The organism is Streptomyces sp. NPDC002490 (assembly GCF_040296045.1).
In the GTDB taxonomy this organism is placed as follows: Bacteria; Actinomycetota; Actinomycetes; order Streptomycetales; family Streptomycetaceae; genus Streptomyces.
Genome location: NZ_JBEOWM010000024.1, coordinates 76,041 through 88,401 on the forward strand (window position 1 = coordinate 76,041; position 12,361 = coordinate 88,401).

A 12,361-nucleotide genomic window follows, 5' to 3' on the forward strand; every position below is an offset into this window, starting at 1 on the left:
GGTCCCTCCCGGAGGTCGGTACGGGCGACGGGAAGCCTCCCGTCACCCGTACTAGTGAAACGCGCGCCGAGGCGTTTTGGTTGCCGCCGGGGTGCGCCGGCGGCCGGGACTACTGGTTCTCCAGGGCCTTGCGCTGGAAGGCGGCGAGTTCGTCGCAGCCGGCGACGGCCAGGTCGAGGAGGGAGTTCAACTCCTCGCGGGCGAAGGGCTCGGCCTCGGCGGTGCCCTGCACCTCGACGAAGCGGCCGTCGCCGGTGCAGACCACGTTCATGTCGGTGTCGGCCTTCACGTCCTCCTCGTAGCGCAGGTCGAGGAGGGGGACGCCGTCCACGATGCCGACGGAGACCGCGGCGACGGTGCCGACGAGGGGTTCGCGGCCGGCGCGGATCAGCTTGCGGCCCTTGGCCCAGCCGATGGCGTCGGCCAGCGCCACGTACGCGCCGGTGATGGCGGCGGTGCGGGTGCCGCCGTCCGCCTGGAGCACGTCGCAGTCGAGCACGATGGTGTTCTCGCCGAGGGCCTTGAAGTCCACGACGGCGCGCAGCGAACGGCCGATCAGCCGGGAGATCTCGTGGGTGCGTCCGCCGATCCGGCCGCGGACGGCCTCGCGGTCGCCGCGGGTGTTGGTGGCGCGGGGCAGCATCGCGTACTCGGCGGTCACCCAGCCCTCGCCGCTGCCCTTGCGCCAGCGGGGGACGCCCTCGGTGACGGAGGCGGTGCAGAAGACCTTGGTGTCGCCGAAGGAGACGAGGACGGAGCCCTCGGCGTGCTTGCTCCAGCCCCGGTCCAGGGTGACGGGGCGGAGCTGATCGGGGGTGCGGCCGTCGATGCGTGACATGCGCCCGAGCCTATCGCCCGCACGGCGGGGCGGAACCTGCCCGGGTGACCGTCACCGGCACCCTGCGCGCGGGCGCGCACGCCGGTGGCGGGCGGCCGGGAGGGCACGGGGCCGGGTGCTACATCATGTCCTCGATCTCGCCGGCGATGGGGTCGGCGTCGGTGCCGACGACGACCTGCACGGCGGTGCCCATCTTGACGACGCCGTGGGCGCCGGCGGCCTTCAGCGCGGCCTCGTCGACCTTGCCGGGGTCGATCACCTCGGTCCGCAGGCGGGTGATGCAGCCCTCGACCTCTTCGATGTTCTCGATCCCGCCGAGGCCGGCGACGATCTTCTCAGCCTTGCTGGCCATCACTGCCTCCCTGACCCGTTTTCATCTGCTTCGTCACGTTAACCCACCGTTGGCCCAACTTCGCGAGCGGTGACCGTTCCCGTACCGAAGGATGACGAGCACGACGCGCCACCCGACCGGGTGGCGTGCGTCATCCCGGGAGGTCGCCCATGAGCGCCGAGAGCGCGGCTGCGTCCGGCCGCACGCGGTGGAACACCCTGTTCCAGGGGTTGCAGAAGATGGGGCGCAGCCTCCAGCTGCCGATCGCCGTCCTGCCCGCCGCGGGCATCCTCAACCGACTGGGCCAGCCGGACGTCTTCGGCGACGAGGGGCTGGGCTGGACGGACGTCGCGAAGGTCTTCGCGGCGGCGGGCGGCGCGCTGTTGGACTCCGCGTTGGGCCTGCCGCTGCTGTTCTGCATCGGCGTCGCGATCGGCATGGCGAAGAAGGCGGACGGGTCCACCGCCCTCGCCGCGGTCGCCGGCTTCCTCGTCTACTACGCGGTGCTGCGGGCCTTCCCCGACACCTGTCCGTCGGGGGCCGACTTCTTCGGTGCGGGCATGTGGAGCGGGCTGTGCGTGGCGGAGGACGGCACCTCGGCGCAGGCGGCGTACCAGAACCCGGGGGTGTTCGGCGGCATCGTGATGGGGCTGATCACGGCGTACGTGTGGCAGCGGTACCACCGCACCAAGCTGGTGGACTGGCTGGGCTTCTTCAACGGGCGCCGGCTGGTGCCGATCATCATGGCGTTCATCGGGCTGGTCTTCGCCGGGCTGTGCGTGTGGGTGTGGCCGCCGATCGGTGACGCGCTCACCAGCTTCTCGGAGTGGCTGTCGGACCTCGGTGCCTGGGGTTCGGGCATCTTCGGGGTCGCGAACCGGGCGCTGCTGACCGTGGGCCTGCACCAGTTCCTCAACACCTTCGTCTGGTTCCAGTTCGGCGACTACACCAAGCCGGACGGCACCGTCGTGCACGGCGACATCAACCGGTTCCTGGCCGGGGACCCGACCGCCGGGCAGTTCACCACCGGCTTCTTCCCGATCATGATGTTCGCGCTGCCGGCCGCGGCCCTGGCGATCACGCACACGGCCCGCCCGGAGCGCCGCAAGATCGTCGGCGGTCTGATGCTGTCGGTGGCGCTGACCTCGTTCGTCACCGGCATCACCGAGCCCATCGAGTACTCGTTCCTGTTCATCGCCCCGGTGCTGTACGCGATCCACGCCGTGCTGACCGGGGTGTCGATGGCGGTGACCTGGGCGTTCGGGGTGAAGGACGGGTTCAGCTTCTCGGCCGGCCTGATCGACTACGTGATCAACTGGAGCCTGGCGACCAAACCCTGGCTGATCATCCCGATCGGGCTCTGCTTCGCGGTGGTGTACTACGCGGTCTTCCGGTTCGCGATCGTCCGGTTCGACCTCCAGACGCCCGGCCGGGAGCCGCCGGAGGAGTCGGCGGCGGAGGACCGCGAGAACGTGAAGTGACCCGGACCGTCAGACGGTGTAGCTGGCCCCGGGGGCGGCGAGTTCGGCGGGGCCGGCGTACGCCTGGCGGGCGTCCCAGAGGTTGACCTGCGGGTCGGTCCACGGCGGGATGTGGGTGAGCAGCAGCCGGCCCACCCCGGCCCGGCGGGCGGTCTCGCCGGCCTCGCGGCCGTTGAGGTGCAGGTCGGGGACATCCTCCTTGCCCGCGGTGAAGGCGGCCTCGCACAGGAACAGGTCCGTGCCGGCCGCGAGTTCGTCGAGCGCGGTGCAGGCGCCGGTGTCCCCGGAGTAGGTGAGGGAGCGCCCGCCGTGCTCGACCCGGATGCCGTACGCCTCCACGGGGTGGGCGACGCGTTCGGTGCGGACGGTGAAGGGGCCGATCTCGAAGGTGCCGGGCCTGACCGTGTGGAAGTCGAAGACCTCGCTCATCGAGGACGTGGCGGGGGTGTCCGCGTAGGCGGTGGTGAGCCGGTGCTCGGTGCCCTCGGGTCCGTACACCGGGACCGTGCCGCAGCGCCCGCCGTCGTGGCGGTAGTAGCGGGCCACGAAGTACACGCACATGTCGATGCAGTGGTCGGCGTGGAGGTGGCTGAGGAAGATCGCGTCGAGGTCGTAGAGGCCGCAGTGGCGCTGGAGGGCGCCGAGGGCTCCGTTGCCCATGTCGAGGAGCAGCCGGAAGCCCTCGGCCTCGACGAGGTAGCTCGAACAGGCCGAGTCCACGGACGGGAACGACCCCGAGCAGCCGACGACGGTGAGCTTCATGGGAGCTGGAACCTCCGCGCTGACAGGACTGGAGGGACGGGTGCGGCCCCTCCGGAGGGACGGAGGGGTGTGGTCCCCGGTGGGGACGGGGTTGGTGCGGTGTGCTGAGCGTAAGGCGCGAAAGGGTCGGACGCTCCCCCGTCACAGACCGTTGTGGGCGAACTCACCCGCCGTGTCACCGATTCGGGTCCCCGTCCCGTCCGTACGGGCGGGTTCCCGGGCGGTCCCGGGGACGGCAGCGGCCCGGCGGGGCCCGGAGCGGGCGCCCTGCCGGGCCGTGGTGGTGCTGGGGTCAGGCCCAGAGCTGTCCCTGGACCCGTTCGATGGCCTCCTCGGTGGTGGCCGCGGTGTAGACGCCGGTGGAGAGGTACTTCCAGCCGCCGTCTGCGACGACGAAGACGATGTCGGCGCCCTCCCCCGCCGCGACGGCCTTGCGGCCGACGCCGATGGCGGCGTGCAGGGCGGCTCCGGTGGAGACGCCGGCGAAGATGCCCTCCTGCTGGAGCAGTTCCCGGGTCCGGGTCACGGCGTCGGCCGAGCCCACCGAGAACCGGGTGGTGAGGACGGCGGCGTCGTAGAGCTCGGGGACGAACCCCTCGTCGAGGTTGCGCAGCCCGTAGACCAGGTCGTCGTAGCGCGGCTCGGCGGCCACGATCTTGACGTCCGGCTTGTGTTCGCGCAGGTAGCGGCCGACGCCCATCAGGGTGCCGGTGGTGCCGAGCCCGGCGACGAAGTGGGTCACGGACGGCAGGTCCGCGAGGATCTCCGGGCCGGTGGTGGCGTAGTGGGCGCCGGGGTTGGCGGCGTTGCCGTACTGGTAGAGCATGACCCAGTCCGGGTGCTGCGCGGCCAGTTCCTTGGCGACCCGCACGGCCGTGTTGGAGCCGCCCGCGGCGGGCGAGGAGATGATCTCCGCGCCCCACATGGCGAGCAGGTCCCGGCGCTCCCGGGAGGTGTTCTCGGGCATCACGCAGACGATCCGGTAGCCCTTGAGGCGGGCGGCCATGGCGAGCGAGATGCCGGTGTTGCCGGAGGTGGGTTCGAGGATGGTGCAGCCCGGGGTGAGCTTCCCCTCCTTCTCGGCCTGCTCGATCATGTGGAGCGCGGGGCGGTCCTTGATCGAGCCGGTCGGGTTGCGGTCCTCCAGCTTCGCCCAGATCCGTACCTCCTCGGAGGGCGACAGCCGCGGCAGGCGGACCAGCGGGGTGTTGCCGACCGCGGCGAGGGGGGAGTCGTAGCGCATGCCGCTCAGGCCATCCCGCCGGCGACGGCGGGCAGGATCGTGACGTTGTCGCCGTCGGTGAGCTTGGTGTTGATGCCGTCGAGGAAGCGCACGTCCTCGTCGTTGAGGTAGACGTTGACGAACCGGCGGAGCTGGTCGCCGTCGACCACCCGGGTCTGGATGCCGGTGTGCCGGGTCTCCAGGTCGGCGAAGAGGGCGGCGAGGGTGTCCCCGGCGCCCTGGACCGTCTTCTCCCCGTCGGTGTACGTGCGGAGGATGGTCGGGATGCGGACCTCGATGGCCATGGCGTGGGCTCCTGTCGGATGCGGGCGTTCTGGTTCTGGCGGGCTGATCGGGCGGAGTGGACTGCGGGCCGGACGGCTCGACGGTGGTGTGGGCGCCCGGGAGTGCGGGCGGGCCCGCTTCCCGGCCGCCGGTGGGGCGGGCCGCACGGGCGTCCGCCGCGGCTCAGGGCCGTACGGCGGCGGGGGTCAGCACGGACAGATGGCGCTGTCGGACCGGCACAGGTCGACGTGCAGCCTCGCCACGAGCAGCGGTGCGCCCGGAGTCTTCTCGCTCACGTCTGGGGGAACCATGCGGTCATCGTATCGATTCCCGGTACGGCTTCCCGAGAGTGATTTCACATCGCGGACGGATTTCGACCACGATGTGGGAAGCGGAGGCGGGGAGGCGCACCTCAGTACGCCTCCACCACCGTCACCTCCTCCTCGGTGACCTCCCCGTCCACGATCCGGTACGAGCGGAACTGGAAGGGGCCGGCGTCCTCGGTGTCGGCGGTGGAGACCAGGACGTAGTGCGCGCCGGGCTCGCTCGCCAGGTTGATGTCGGTCCGGGAGGGGTACGCCTCGGTCCCGGTGTGCGAGTGGTAGATGATCACGGGTTCCTCGTCCCGGTCGTCCATCTCGCGGTACAGCTTGAGCAGATCGCCCGAGTCGAACTCGTAGAAGGTGGGCGAGCGGGCGGCGTTCAGCATGGGGATGAACCGTTCCGGCCGCCCCGAGCCCACGGGCCCGGCGACGACCCCGCACGCCTCGTCGGGGTGGTCCTCGCGCGCGTGGGCCACGATGCGGTCCCACAACTCCTGGGTGATGGTCAGCATGGGCCCAGGATAAGCAGCGGTCCGGTGCGTACCGGAGTTCGGTACGCACCGGACCACATGCTGGACTTGGTTGACGTGAGCGGGGTGCGGGTGCAGGTCAGACGTCGTCCGGGCCCCGCGCGGGACTCCGATCGGCCCCGTCCCGCCCGTCCCGGCCGGACGCGGTGGCGGCGGCGGCGCGGCGCTTGAGCACCAGGTGGGAGACGCCGAGCAGGAGCGCCCAGACGGGGGCGCAGTACAGCGAGATCCGGGCGTCGGCGTCGATGGCCATCATCACGATCACCATGCCGATGAAGAGCAGCGCGAACCAGCTGGTGAACGGGGCGCCGGGGGCTTTGAAGGAGGAGTGCGGGACCACCCCGCGGTCGGCCAGCGCGCGGTAGCGGAGCTGGCTGACCAGGATCATGATCCAGGCCCACATCCCGGAGATGGTGGCGAAGGAGACCACGTAGTGGAAGGCATCGCCGGGCCAGCGGTAGTTGATCCAGACGCCCACCATCATCAGCGCGGCGGAGAAGGTGGTGCCCACCAGCGGGGTGCCGCCGACGGTGAGGCGGGTGAACGCCTTGGGGCCCTGGCCGTTGAGGGCGAGGTCGCGCAGCATCCGACCGGTGGAGTACATCCCGGAGTTGCAGGAGGAGAGCGCGGCGGTCAGCACGACGAAGTTGACGACGGCGGCGCCGAGCGCGAAGCCCATCTCCTCGAAGGCGGCGACGAACGGGCTGACGCCGGGCTGGAACTCGGTCCAGGGCACCACCGAGAGGATCATGATCAGGGCGCCGACGTAGAAGACGGCGATCCGCCACGGCACGGTGTTGACGGCCTTGGGGAGGTCCCTCTGGGGGTCCTTGGACTCACCGGCGGTGACGCCGACCAACTCCACGGCGGTGAAGGCGAACATCACGATCTGAAGCGTCATCAGGGTGCCGACGACGCCCTCGGGGAAGAAGCCGCCCTGGTTCCACAGGTGGGCGACGGTCGCGGTGTCGCCCGCGTCGGAGAAGCCGACGGTCAGGATGCCGGCACAGATGAGGATCATGCCCACGATCGCGGTGACCTTGATCATGGAGAACCAGAACTCCAGCTCCCCGAAGAGCTTCACGGAGATCAGGTTCGCCCCGTACAGGACGAGGGTGAAGACGAGCGCCGACAGCCACTGCGGGATGTCCCACCAGTAGGTCATGTAGGTGGCCGCCGCGGTCACCTCGGTGATGCCGGTGACCACCCAGAACAGCCAGTACGTCCAGCCGGTGGCGAAGCCGGCGAAGGGACCGACGAACTCGCGGGCGTACTCGGAGAAGGAGCCGGACACCGGCCGGTACAGGAGGAGTTCGCCGAGCGCGCGCATGATGAAGAAGATCACGAGGCCGGCCACCGCATAGGCGAGGACCAGGCTGGGGCCGGCCTTGGAGATCGCCTTGCCGGCACCGAGGAAGAGCCCGGTGCCGATCGCGCCGCCGATGGCGATCATCTGGATCTGACGGGCGCCGAGCCCGCGTTGGTAGCCCTGGCCGTGTCCGTCCGCCGCCTGGTCGTGGGGGGTCGGGCGCGGGGCGTCTTCGGCGTCTTTGCCGACCTGCGTCGAGGCCATGGTCGAGGAACCTTTCGCCGGGTGAGTGGGGGCCCGTCGGGTCCGGAAGGTCTACCACGCGACCTTCGAAGATCGAACGAGGCGCGTGTGGCGTACGCCACAGGGAGAACCGGAGGAAACCCTCCCCGTCCGGCAAACCCCGCGGGGGTGGTACCGCGATCGTTATGCGGATTTGAGGACCGCCTGAGCGAATGCGTGCCCCGCGCACACCACTTCACGCCCCCCGCGTGCGGAACGACCCTTGCGCGGGCGCCCCCTCGGAACGGTATTGTTCTAGTTGAACTAGAACTAGCGCACACAAGTGCGCTCGCCACCGGTTCCGAATGGGGGAAGCCATGGCCCGCACGATCCGACCCGACCGACTCCCCGGCTGGCGCAGGCCCGCCCCCGTGCTGGCGGCCGCGGTCCTGGCCGCCGGCGGGTTCCTGGCCGTCTTCGCCGCCGTGCACGACCGACTGCCGACCGAACTGGCCACCCACTTCACCGCCGACGGCACCGCCGACGGCGTCACCGGACGGGGCGCCTTCGCCGTCTTCGTCCCGCTGCTGGTCCTCGGACAGGCCGCCCTGTTCGCCGTGTTGGGCCACCGGGCCCGGGGGTCCACCACCACCGCCCGCCTCCTCACCGCCACGGGCGCCGGCACGGCCGCCTTCCTCGGCCACCTGATGGTGGCGCTCACCCTGGCCAACGCGGGCGGCGACGATCCGCACGCCGTCCACTTCCCCGGTTGGCACGCGGCCCTCGCCCTGGCCACGGGGGTCCTCGCCGGCGCGCTCGGGTACGCCCTCGCCGGGACCGACCCGGCCGCCTCCCGCACCGCCGACGGCCCACCGCCCACCAGCGCGGACCGGCTGCCCCTCGCCCCGCGGGAGCACCTGGTCTGGAGCCGCACGGTCGACTCCCCCGGCCTGTGGGGGATCGGCGCCGTCAGCGCCCTCGCGACCGTGCCGCTGTCCGCCCTGGTGAGCCCCTGGGCGCTGCTGCCGACGCTGGCCACCGGCGTCCTCGCGGCGGCGACGGCCCGGGTCCGGGTCACCGCCGACGCCCGGGGGCTGACCGTCACCCCCGCCCTGCTCCCCCGCCCCCGGCTCCACGTGCCGCTGGCGCAGATCGCCGCCGCCGACGCCGGGCAGGTCAGCGCACTGAAGGACTTCGGCGGCTGGGGGTACCGCGCCCGGGGCGACCGCAGCGGGATCGTGCTGCGCTCCGGCCCGGCCCTGAGCGTGCGCCGGGCGTCGGGGCGTACCTTGGTCGTCACCGTGGACGACGCGAGCACCGCCGCCGCCGCACTCAACGCCCTGGCCGACCGTGCTCGGTCCCGAACGGACGAGGACGACGAGAACTAGACCATGCTGTTCCGAATCGACCCCCAGTCCCCGCTGACCCTCAGCGACCAGGTCGCCGCCTCGGTGCGCCGTGCGGTCGCCGAGGGCACGGTGGGGCCCGACGAACGCCTGCCCGCCGCCCGCGAACTCGCCCGTTCGCTCGGCATCAACCTGCACACCGTGCTGCGGGGCTACCAGCAGCTGCGGGACGAGGGGCTGGTGGAGCTGCGGCGCGGTCGCGGCGCCGTGGTCACCGGCCGGGCCGACCCGGAGCGCGGCCGGCTCGCCGAACGGGTGCGCGAGGTGGTGGCCGAGGCCCGGGCCGCGGGCCTCTCCGATGCGGAGTTCCTCGACCTCGTGCAGCAGGCCCTGGGCCGCGCCTGACGGCCCAAGCTACGGGAGCAGGGTGGTGACCAGGGTCTCCTGGAGGCCGCCGAGCCAGAGGTAGGCCATGACCATCGGCTTGCGCGGGTCCTCGTCGGGCAGCCGGTACAGCAGGTCGGTGTCGTCCTCGTCGGTGATGTCGAGGCGGGTGCCGATCGCCAGCCGCAGGTCGTTGAGGGCGCCGAGCCAGCAGCGGCAGTCGTCGGGGGCCAGCCGCAGCACGGCGACGCCCTCGCCGTCGAGCGCGAGCCCGTCCAGGGCGCGGACCACGGCCAGCGCGTCCTCCCGCTTGCGGGCGCGCAGGTCGTTCTCGGTGAACCGGCGGAACTCCGAGGAACGGGCGGTCCGTTCGGCCGCCTCCTCCGGCGTCCCCGCCGGGTCGGCGGGGCTCCCGTAGGCGTCCGGGAAGAGCCGGTGCAGCACCGGGTCGGCGGGCGGCTCGGTGGGGCCGTCCGCGAAGAGTTCGGCGAGCGGGTCGGCGGGGGCGTCCCCGCCGGGTCCGGGCCCGACCAACTCCAGGAGTTGGACGGCGAGCGAGCGGATGATGGAGATCTCGACCTCGTCGAGCGAGACGGCCGCGCCGCCGCCGGGGGTCGGTTCGAAGTGTCCTGGCATGGAGTCAGTCGCTACTTCCGGTCCTGCTGGAGGGTGGCCCACAGGCCGTACCCGTGCATGGCCTGCACATCGCGCTCCATCTCCTCGCGGGTTCCGCTGGAGACGACGGCACGGCCCTTGTGGTGGACGTCCATCATCAGCTTGGTGGCCTTGTCCTTGGGGTACCCGAAGTACGTCTGGAAGACGTAGGTCACGTAGCTCATCAGATTGACCGGGTCGTTGTGGACGAGGGTGATCCAGGGGACGTCCGGCTCGGGTTCGGCGAACACCTCTTCCGCCGACTCGGGTTTCTCGATCTCTAGGGGAGCGGGAGCCGTCACACCGCCCATGCTGCCACTTCACACCGGCGTACGCACAAACGGCCCGCGCCGGGGTCCGGCACCCGGGTGGGCGAGCCGCCCGCCGACCGAAATCGTCAAACTGACGAAATGGGGGTAGCATTTCCGCCATGAACACTGCGGATCTGGGCCTGCCGGTGGACGTGCCGTCGACCGCGCTCTTCACCGACCACTACGAGCTGACCATGCTCCAGGCGGCACTGGCCGCGGGCACCGCCGAGCGGCGCTCGGTCTTCGAGGTCTTCACCCGGCGGTTGCCCGAGGGGCGCCGGTACGGGGTCGTCGCGGGCACCGGCCGGGTGCTGGACGCGGTGGAGAACTTCCGTTTCGACGAGCCGGTGCTGGCCTTCCTGCGCGAACGCCGGGTGGTCGACGAGCGCACCCTCGACTGGCTTGCGCAGTATCGTTTCTCCGGCGATGTCTGGGGCTATCCCGAGGGCGAGGTCTACTTCCCCGGCTCCCCCGTGCTGCGGATCGAGGGCTCCTTCGCCGAGTGCGTGCTGCTGGAGACCGTCGTCCTGTCGATCCTCAACCACGATTCGGCCATCGCCGCCGCGGCCTCCCGGATGGCCTCCGCCGCCGGTGACCGGCCCCTCATCGAGATGGGCGCCCGACGCACCCACGAACTCGCCGCCGTGGCCTCCTCCCGCGCCGCCTACGTCGGCGGTTTCGCCACCACCTCCGACCTCGCCGCGGGCTTCCGCTACGGCATCCCCACCGTGGGCACCTCCGCCCACGCCTTCACCCTGTTGCACGACAGCGAACGCGACGCCTTCCGCGCCCAGGTCGACTCGCTCGGCGCCGGAACCACCCTCCTGGTCGACACCTACGACGTGGCCGAGGCCGTACGGGCCGCCGTCGACATCGCCGGCCCCGACCTCGGCGCGGTCCGCATCGACTCCGGGGACCTGCTGCTCGTCGCCCACCGGGTGCGCCAGCAACTCGACGAGCTGGGCGCCACCCGGACGAAGATCGTCGTCACCTCCGACCTCGACGAGTACGCCATCGCCTCGCTCGCCGCGGCCCCCGTCGACGCCTACGGGGTGGGCACCCAACTGGTCACCGGCTCCGGACACCCCACCTGCTCCATGGTCTACAAGCTGGTCGCCCGGGCCGCCTCCGCCGACCCCAAGGCCCCGCTGGTGCCCGTCGCCAAGCGCTCCACCGGCGGCAAGACCTCCATCGGCGGACGCAAGTGGGCCGCCCGCCGCCGCGACGCCCGGGGCGTCGCCGAAGCCGAGGTGATCGGCACCGGACCGGTGCCCGCGGACCTCGCCGAGCAACAGCTCCTCGTCGAACTGATCAAGGGCGGCTCGGTGCTCGCCCGCGAGTCCCTGGACGTGGTGCGCGACCGGCACGCCGCCGCCCGGGACGCCCTGCCCCTGTCGGCCACCCAGCTCTCGCGGGGTGAAGCGGTCATTCCGACGGAGTACGTATGAGCGCCCCGACGGAGTGGGGACGCTCACCGGGACGGGATTCGGCCCGTGCCACCGGGGTAGGTGCGACTTCAGGAAGCCCGTGACACGGGGGGTGGCGCCCCTCCCGCCCGGGCCCCGACCCCTCCCCCACCCGTCCCGCTCCGACCCCGGCAACCCCGTCGCCCCGACAACCCCTCCAGCCCGACCGGTCCCACCACCCTCACTCCGATCGACAAGGACAACCGACATGCGCCGCGCCCTGATCGTCGTGGACGTGCAGAACGACTTCTGCGAGGGCGGCAGCCTCGCCGTCACCGGCGGCGCCGACGTGGCCGCCGCCATCACGGAGCTGATCGGGCAGGCGCCCGCCGGCTACCGTCACGTGGTCGCCACCCGCGACCACCACATCGCCCCCGGTGACCACTTCTCCGAGGAGCCCGACTACGAGAACTCCTGGCCGGTGCACTGCCTCGCCGGCACCGAAGGCGTCGGCTTCCACCCCAACTTCGCCCCCGCGGTCGCCTCCGGCGCCGTGGAGGCCGTCTTCGACAAGGGCGCCCACGCCGCCGCCTACAGCGGCTTCGAGGGCGCCGACGAGAACGGCGTCACCCTCGCCAGCTGGCTGCGCGACCGGCAGGTCACCGAGGTCGACGTGGTCGGCATCGCCACCGACCACTGCGTACGGGCCACCGCACTGGACGCCGTCCGCGAGGGGTTCCGCACCAACGTCCTGCTGGACCTCACCGCCGGCGTCGCCCCGCACACCACCGAGCGTGCCCTCGACGAACTGCGCACCGCCGGCGTCACCCTCTCCGGCAAGCCCGTCGTCGCCGCCTGACCGCGGGCGCCCGCCCCCTCCACCGGCCCGGGGGGCGGGCCCGCTGTTACCTGCTCACCACGTGTTCATGGCGCCACCACCACGTACGGCCACCACAG

Annotated in this window: 15 protein-coding genes; 5 read left to right on the forward strand and 10 right to left on the reverse strand. The window is 71.8% G+C overall.

Going from position 1 to position 12,361, the window contains the following annotated elements; genetic code table 11:
• Positions 1-109 precede the first annotated feature (109 nt).
• Positions 110-838 (reverse strand): ribonuclease PH, encoded by a 729-nt coding sequence (gene rph, locus ABT092_RS17580; protein WP_351244699.1) that lies wholly within the window; start codon positions 836-838, stop codon positions 110-112.
• 118 nt (positions 839-956) lie between these two features.
• Positions 957-1,190: a PTS sugar transporter subunit IIB gene (locus tag ABT092_RS17585; RefSeq protein WP_351244701.1), complete on the reverse strand. Its 234-nt coding sequence runs from the start codon at positions 1,188-1,190 to the stop codon at positions 957-959.
• A gap of 149 nt (positions 1,191-1,339) precedes the next feature.
• On the opposite strand from ABT092_RS17585, the gene ABT092_RS17590 reads away from it, so the two are divergent.
• Positions 1,340-2,650 carry a PTS transporter subunit EIIC gene (locus ABT092_RS17590; protein WP_351244703.1) on the forward strand — a complete coding sequence of 437 codons (1,311 nt, stop codon included), beginning with the start codon at positions 1,340-1,342 and terminating at the stop codon, positions 2,648-2,650.
• A gap of 9 nt (positions 2,651-2,659) precedes the next feature.
• Here the strand turns inward: ABT092_RS17590 and ABT092_RS17595 are convergent, their stop codons facing one another.
• The 6 genes from ABT092_RS17595 to ABT092_RS17620 all read right to left on the reverse strand — a co-directional run bounded on the left by ABT092_RS17595 (position 2,660) and on the right by ABT092_RS17620 (position 7,345).
• A complete protein-coding gene (locus ABT092_RS17595) occupies positions 2,660-3,412 on the reverse strand; it encodes an MBL fold metallo-hydrolase (RefSeq protein WP_351244705.1) in 753 nt (250 codons plus the stop codon).
• A 292-nt stretch (positions 3,413-3,704) separates the two neighbouring features.
• Positions 3,705-4,655 carry a PLP-dependent cysteine synthase family protein gene (locus tag ABT092_RS17600; RefSeq protein WP_351244707.1) on the reverse strand — a complete coding sequence of 317 codons (951 nt, stop codon included), beginning with the start codon at positions 4,653-4,655 and terminating at the stop codon, positions 3,705-3,707.
• 5 nt (positions 4,656-4,660) lie between these two features.
• A complete protein-coding gene (locus ABT092_RS17605) occupies positions 4,661-4,939 on the reverse strand; it encodes a MoaD/ThiS family protein (protein WP_351244709.1) in 279 nt (92 codons plus the stop codon).
• Positions 4,940-5,125: 186 nt separating this feature from the next.
• Entirely contained in the window at positions 5,126-5,230 is a 105-nt protein-coding gene (locus ABT092_RS17610) for a putative leader peptide (protein WP_351244711.1), read from the reverse strand.
• Positions 5,231-5,331: 101 nt separating this feature from the next.
• Positions 5,332-5,754: a M67 family metallopeptidase gene (locus tag ABT092_RS17615; RefSeq protein ID WP_351244713.1), complete on the reverse strand. Its 423-nt coding sequence runs from the start codon at positions 5,752-5,754 to the stop codon at positions 5,332-5,334.
• Positions 5,755-5,851: 97 nt separating this feature from the next.
• Positions 5,852-7,345: an amino acid permease gene (locus ABT092_RS17620; RefSeq protein ID WP_351244715.1), complete on the reverse strand. Its 1,494-nt coding sequence runs from the start codon at positions 7,343-7,345 to the stop codon at positions 5,852-5,854.
• A gap of 335 nt (positions 7,346-7,680) precedes the next feature.
• On the opposite strand from ABT092_RS17620, the gene ABT092_RS17625 reads away from it, so the two are divergent.
• A complete protein-coding gene (locus ABT092_RS17625) occupies positions 7,681-8,691 on the forward strand; it encodes a DUF1648 domain-containing protein (protein ID WP_351244717.1) in 1,011 nt (336 codons plus the stop codon).
• A gap of 3 nt (positions 8,692-8,694) precedes the next feature.
• Positions 8,695-9,054: a GntR family transcriptional regulator gene (locus ABT092_RS17630; protein ID WP_351244719.1), complete on the forward strand. Its 360-nt coding sequence runs from the start codon at positions 8,695-8,697 to the stop codon at positions 9,052-9,054.
• Positions 9,055-9,063: 9 nt separating this feature from the next.
• Here the strand turns inward: ABT092_RS17630 and ABT092_RS17635 are convergent, their stop codons facing one another.
• Together ABT092_RS17635 and clpS are read right to left on the reverse strand one after the other, a co-directional pair.
• Positions 9,064-9,669 carry a DUF2017 domain-containing protein gene (locus ABT092_RS17635; RefSeq protein WP_351244721.1) on the reverse strand — a complete coding sequence of 202 codons (606 nt, stop codon included), beginning with the start codon at positions 9,667-9,669 and terminating at the stop codon, positions 9,064-9,066.
• 11 nt (positions 9,670-9,680) lie between these two features.
• Positions 9,681-9,998, reverse strand: a complete 318-nt coding sequence (gene clpS / locus ABT092_RS17640) for an ATP-dependent Clp protease adapter ClpS (protein ID WP_351244723.1) — start codon at positions 9,996-9,998, stop codon at positions 9,681-9,683.
• 119 nt (positions 9,999-10,117) lie between these two features.
• On the opposite strand from clpS, the gene ABT092_RS17645 reads away from it, so the two are divergent.
• Together ABT092_RS17645 and ABT092_RS17650 are read left to right on the forward strand one after the other, a co-directional pair.
• Positions 10,118-11,446, forward strand: a complete 1,329-nt coding sequence (locus tag ABT092_RS17645) for a nicotinate phosphoribosyltransferase (RefSeq protein WP_351244725.1) — start codon at positions 10,118-10,120, stop codon at positions 11,444-11,446.
• A gap of 226 nt (positions 11,447-11,672) precedes the next feature.
• Positions 11,673-12,263 carry a nicotinamidase gene (locus tag ABT092_RS17650; RefSeq protein WP_351244727.1) on the forward strand — a complete coding sequence of 197 codons (591 nt, stop codon included), beginning with the start codon at positions 11,673-11,675 and terminating at the stop codon, positions 12,261-12,263.
• Positions 12,264-12,361: the final 98 nt, after the last annotated feature.

What these genes read in the sequence shown, in the direction of transcription:
- ABT092_RS17645 (WP_351244725.1), top strand. Translation starts at nt 10,118, where the DNA reads ATGAACACTGCGGATCTGGGCCTGCCGGTGGACGTGCCGTCGACCGCG.
- ABT092_RS17595 (WP_351244705.1), bottom strand. Translation starts at nt 3,412, where the DNA reads ATGAAGCTCACCGTCGTCGGCTGCTCGGGGTCGTTCCCGTCCGTGGAC.
- ABT092_RS17630 (WP_351244719.1), top strand. Translation starts at nt 8,695, where the DNA reads ATGCTGTTCCGAATCGACCCCCAGTCCCCGCTGACCCTCAGCGACCAG.
- ABT092_RS17635 (WP_351244721.1), bottom strand. Translation starts at nt 9,669, where the DNA reads ATGCCAGGACACTTCGAACCGACCCCCGGCGGCGGCGCGGCCGTCTCG.
- ABT092_RS17585 (WP_351244701.1), bottom strand. Translation starts at nt 1,190, where the DNA reads ATGGCCAGCAAGGCTGAGAAGATCGTCGCCGGCCTCGGCGGGATCGAG.
- ABT092_RS17590 (WP_351244703.1), top strand. Translation starts at nt 1,340, where the DNA reads ATGAGCGCCGAGAGCGCGGCTGCGTCCGGCCGCACGCGGTGGAACACC.
- ABT092_RS17620 (WP_351244715.1), bottom strand. Translation starts at nt 7,345, where the DNA reads ATGGCCTCGACGCAGGTCGGCAAAGACGCCGAAGACGCCCCGCGCCCG.
- ABT092_RS17605 (WP_351244709.1), bottom strand. Translation starts at nt 4,939, where the DNA reads ATGGCCATCGAGGTCCGCATCCCGACCATCCTCCGCACGTACACCGAC.
- ABT092_RS17615 (WP_351244713.1), bottom strand. Translation starts at nt 5,754, where the DNA reads ATGCTGACCATCACCCAGGAGTTGTGGGACCGCATCGTGGCCCACGCG.
- ABT092_RS17600 (WP_351244707.1), bottom strand. Translation starts at nt 4,655, where the DNA reads ATGCGCTACGACTCCCCCCTCGCCGCGGTCGGCAACACCCCGCTGGTC.
- ABT092_RS17625 (WP_351244717.1), top strand. Translation starts at nt 7,681, where the DNA reads ATGGCCCGCACGATCCGACCCGACCGACTCCCCGGCTGGCGCAGGCCC.
- rph (WP_351244699.1), bottom strand. Translation starts at nt 838, where the DNA reads ATGTCACGCATCGACGGCCGCACCCCCGATCAGCTCCGCCCCGTCACC.
- clpS (WP_351244723.1), bottom strand. Translation starts at nt 9,998, where the DNA reads ATGGGCGGTGTGACGGCTCCCGCTCCCCTAGAGATCGAGAAACCCGAG.
- ABT092_RS17610 (WP_351244711.1), bottom strand. Translation starts at nt 5,230, where the DNA reads ATGGTTCCCCCAGACGTGAGCGAGAAGACTCCGGGCGCACCGCTGCTC.
- ABT092_RS17650 (WP_351244727.1), top strand. Translation starts at nt 11,673, where the DNA reads ATGCGCCGCGCCCTGATCGTCGTGGACGTGCAGAACGACTTCTGCGAG.